General features: G+C 67.2%; 4 protein-coding genes. All 4 read right to left on the bottom strand.

Translation table 11 applies throughout. The annotated features are described in order from the left end of the window. Positions 1-628 precede the first annotated feature (628 nt). The gene (locus U1708_RS20495) at positions 629-1,072 is read right to left on the bottom strand and encodes a hypothetical protein (protein WP_201302706.1); all 444 of its coding nucleotides are present in this window, start codon (positions 1,070-1,072) and stop codon (positions 629-631) included. 79 nt (positions 1,073-1,151) lie between these two features. Next, positions 1,152-1,487, bottom strand: coding sequence for a single-stranded DNA-binding protein (locus U1708_RS20490; RefSeq protein WP_159513163.1), 336 nt, complete (start codon positions 1,485-1,487; stop codon positions 1,152-1,154). Positions 1,488-2,168: 681 nt separating this feature from the next. Further along, on the bottom strand, positions 2,169-2,657 hold the full coding sequence (locus U1708_RS20485) for a DUF736 domain-containing protein (RefSeq protein WP_159513164.1): 489 nt from the start codon (positions 2,655-2,657) through the stop codon (positions 2,169-2,171). A gap of 224 nt (positions 2,658-2,881) precedes the next feature. After that, positions 2,882-3,261: hypothetical protein (locus U1708_RS20480; RefSeq protein ID WP_332748130.1), on the bottom strand; the 380-nt coding region annotated here is incomplete at its 5' end.

The following is a 3,261-nucleotide window of genomic DNA, read 5'->3' as shown; positions in this document are numbered from 1 at the left end:
CCTTCGATGAACGCGCCGTCATAGGTGCGCAGCGTGCGCTCGTCCTGGCGGGTCTCGTCGGCGATCTGCGTTGCGCGCGTGTCCGCCATCGTGCGGGCCAGGTCGGAGAAGTTGGTGTACTTGGTCATGATAGCCTCCATGAGTTTTGTTTCTCACCTTCTTGTGAGGTCTCTCATTCGGCATGCGGCGGTCAGGGCCGTCAGGGACGTTAACCGGGAAGCCGCGCCGAAGGCGTGGACCCCGGTTAACGCTCGCGAGTGGGGGAGCCGATTTTCTCGGCCCCATAGCGGAGCGAAGCGGAGTGGCGGGGTCGTGAAAATTGGGGGCACCGCTCGTCCTTGACGGTCCGCCAACCCCGCATGCCATGCTCGGACTCACAGAAAGATAGATTTGGTTTGGGTACGGCGACCGGATCGAGTGAGGACCGGCATTCGCGCGCCAAAGGCGTGCGGATGCAAAGCGGCGAGGGTAGCGCCCGAATGGGCGCGACCGATGTCGCTGTCGGTCCTCGCGAGACCGGTCGCCGTCCAGCGAGGGATCGTTACCCGAAGGGCGGAGACCCGCGGCACGCGGGGCTCCGGGCGGCGCAGCCGCCTAGAGCCCGGTCCCGCCCATAGGGCGGGCGCCCCTACCCTTCTCTGTCTTCTCTTCCACCATCGTCTTCGCCGAAACCATCATCGTCGGCGCGCTCCCATCCCGACCAGTCATCATAATCCGGCGGGGCCTCTGGTCCTGGGTCGTCGCGGTCCGCGGGGTAGTCACCGGCGTCGTCTTGCGGTTCGGTCGTCTCGGGAACTTGGTCGGCATCAACGTCACGCCAGCAGGCCGGATCGCAGTGCAACATCGGTATGCCGCGGTGGACGAAGGGCTTGCCATCCAGCAGCAGAGGTCGCGACGCGAGGCGTCGGCATGGTAGGTTTCGGCAGTTGACGAAACCACATGGGGCGGCCAGCGGATCGACCCGTGGCGCGGGCTCGTCCTCATCCGCGACCTGGACAGCAGGCTCGGCCATTGGCTCTGGATCCGTGAACGGGTTCACGTCGGGATCGAACAGGTCCGCTTGCTTCTGCATGGTAGTCTCCATGGATCGGCGCATCGATCATGCACCGGGTGCTGATGGAAGACGGCGCGCGAGCACGCGAAAGGGTGGGTCAGTAGAACTCCACCCGATCGGCGATGATCTCGCAGCCGTAGCGATCGTTGCCGTCGCGGTCCTGCCACTTGGTGTAGTGGAGCCGTCCCTCGACCGCGACCAAGTCGCCCTTCTTGCGGGCTCCGGACACTGCCTTGGCTAGGCCGTTGAAGCAGGTGACCTTGTGGAACTCGGTCTCCTTGACCGTGAAGCCGCTGCCGTCCTTGTAGGTGCGACCCTCCTTGTTGAGCTTGGGTCGGTCGGTCGCCACGAACACCGTGGTGATGTTGGTGTCACCGGCTTGGCGCAGCTCGGGGTCGCGGGCCAGACGGCCGACTAGGTTCACGTTGTTCATCGAAGCCTCCTTGGTGGGGCCGGCGGTTTCCCCGCCGGGTGTCACCGAGAAGCGGGGCGACGGGGGTCACCGCACCGGAGCGTCAGCGCAGGGGAACCGCTTTCGCGGGGTTGGTGCGGGCAGCCGCGCTTCAGCGCGGCAACACGGCCCCGCTAAAGCGGTTGCGGTGACCAACGGCTGTCCGCAGGTGACATGAGACCCGGCGCGGGAGACCGCTGGCCCGACAAGGTCCGCGAAGCTTCGATGGGCAGCACCTGTGAACCGGCTATGTCGGCCGCTTGGCCCGTGATCCCGAGCGATCGTTGTCGCGTTGGCGACGCTAGCATCGCTGGTCGAAGATGCCGATGATGGGGGCAAGCCGAAGGGGTGACACGCCGGACGGTGGCGCATAAGCGAGGACATCCGGTTTCGCGGCCGGGTCGGTTGTCGGCTTGGCCGATGTGTCGGTTCCGCGGGTCGGCGTAAGTCGGTTGGGTTCCATCGGCGCTCGCGCAGCCATGCGGCTGGGCCTGGGCGACGCGCCTGCTTGAGCTCCGCGGACGACGTTGGTGGCCGTGACCCGACCCGGAAGGGTGTCACCGCAGGTGATGCCCTTCTTCGGGCGGGGCGACCGTGCGTAGTGAATGAAAAAGGGGACCGCCTCGCGAGAGGCGATCCCCTTTTCGGCTCCGGCCAACCGCCTTAGGCGACCGGCTCGATCGGAGCGGTGCTCATGCCCAGGCCGTCATCGGGACCGGCACCCGCGCCGGCACCGGCGAGATCGCCTGCGGTGGGGCTGCCGTCGGCGCCGAACGGCGGGGCGAGGTCGTCCTCGCTCGCCTTGACGCCGAGCGCGGTGCCCACGTCGCGACGCTTCTGCGCGCGCTGCCACACCAGGTTGTAGGACTCGTCCTCCTGCCGGAAGGCGGAGATCTGCAGCGGCGCGGGCAGCGACGGGTCGTCGATGCGGCCGTTGAGGAACGCCTCGCCGGTGTTGTTCGAGACCAGCTCGAACAGCGCGCCGACCTGTACCCAGGTCTTGTTGGCGGTCAGCGCGTGGATCTCGTAGCGCGGTGCGCGCGGGTTGGTGGACTGCACCGGCTTCAGCGCGATGGTCATCGCAACCGCCAGGGTGGAAACCCGGCCCATGTAGATGCCAGCCGCGTTCTGCTTGATCGAACCGATGTTCATGACGACGTCTCCTGTGCGTCTCTGGACCCCTTGTCCTGGACACCTTTCTCCATCCCACTCCTCTCCTCGGCCCCTTTCAGGGCCGAGCAGGGCGCGTCAGCGCCCATCATCGGCGCGCTCTTCGCGCGGCGATGGGCGACCGCAGGAGACGGCCCGAGAGGATTAAGGGGCGCTGCCAGTGCCGTCCGGAGCGGGGGCGAGGCGTAGCGAGCCGTGTCCGGCATCTAGGCGTCGCGGATCTCAATGGTTTCGTCGTCCCCGTCGTCGCGCACGAGGGCTGGCCTTCCCGCACGAGCTGCGGCGACCGCGGCATCCTGTGGCCAATCTCCATACTCCCGGAGCATCTTTGCCATATGCGCCTCGGCGCTGGCGCGGTCGTTGTGATCCGTAATGATGGTGTCGAACGACAGCGACTGGTGAACGGTTCTGATCGGCATGGCGGTCTCCAGGTTTGCGCCGGGGCGCGCGAGGCGTAGCGAGTAGGCGACCCGGAGGGGTCGCCACGATGCGAGCGAGCCGTGCTCGGCGCTGCCCTGTGGAGTGCTCTGCGGCGCGCGCGGGCGAGGCGTAGCAAGCTGGTCGACCGCAGGGTCGACCGCGATGC

The sequence above is a fragment of the Sphingomonas arabinosi genome (assembly GCF_036663715.1).
GTDB lineage: Bacteria > Pseudomonadota > Alphaproteobacteria > Sphingomonadales > Sphingomonadaceae > Sphingomonas.
Note: the sequence above shows the minus strand (reverse complement) of the source record. Positions and strands in the feature narration are given on the sequence as shown.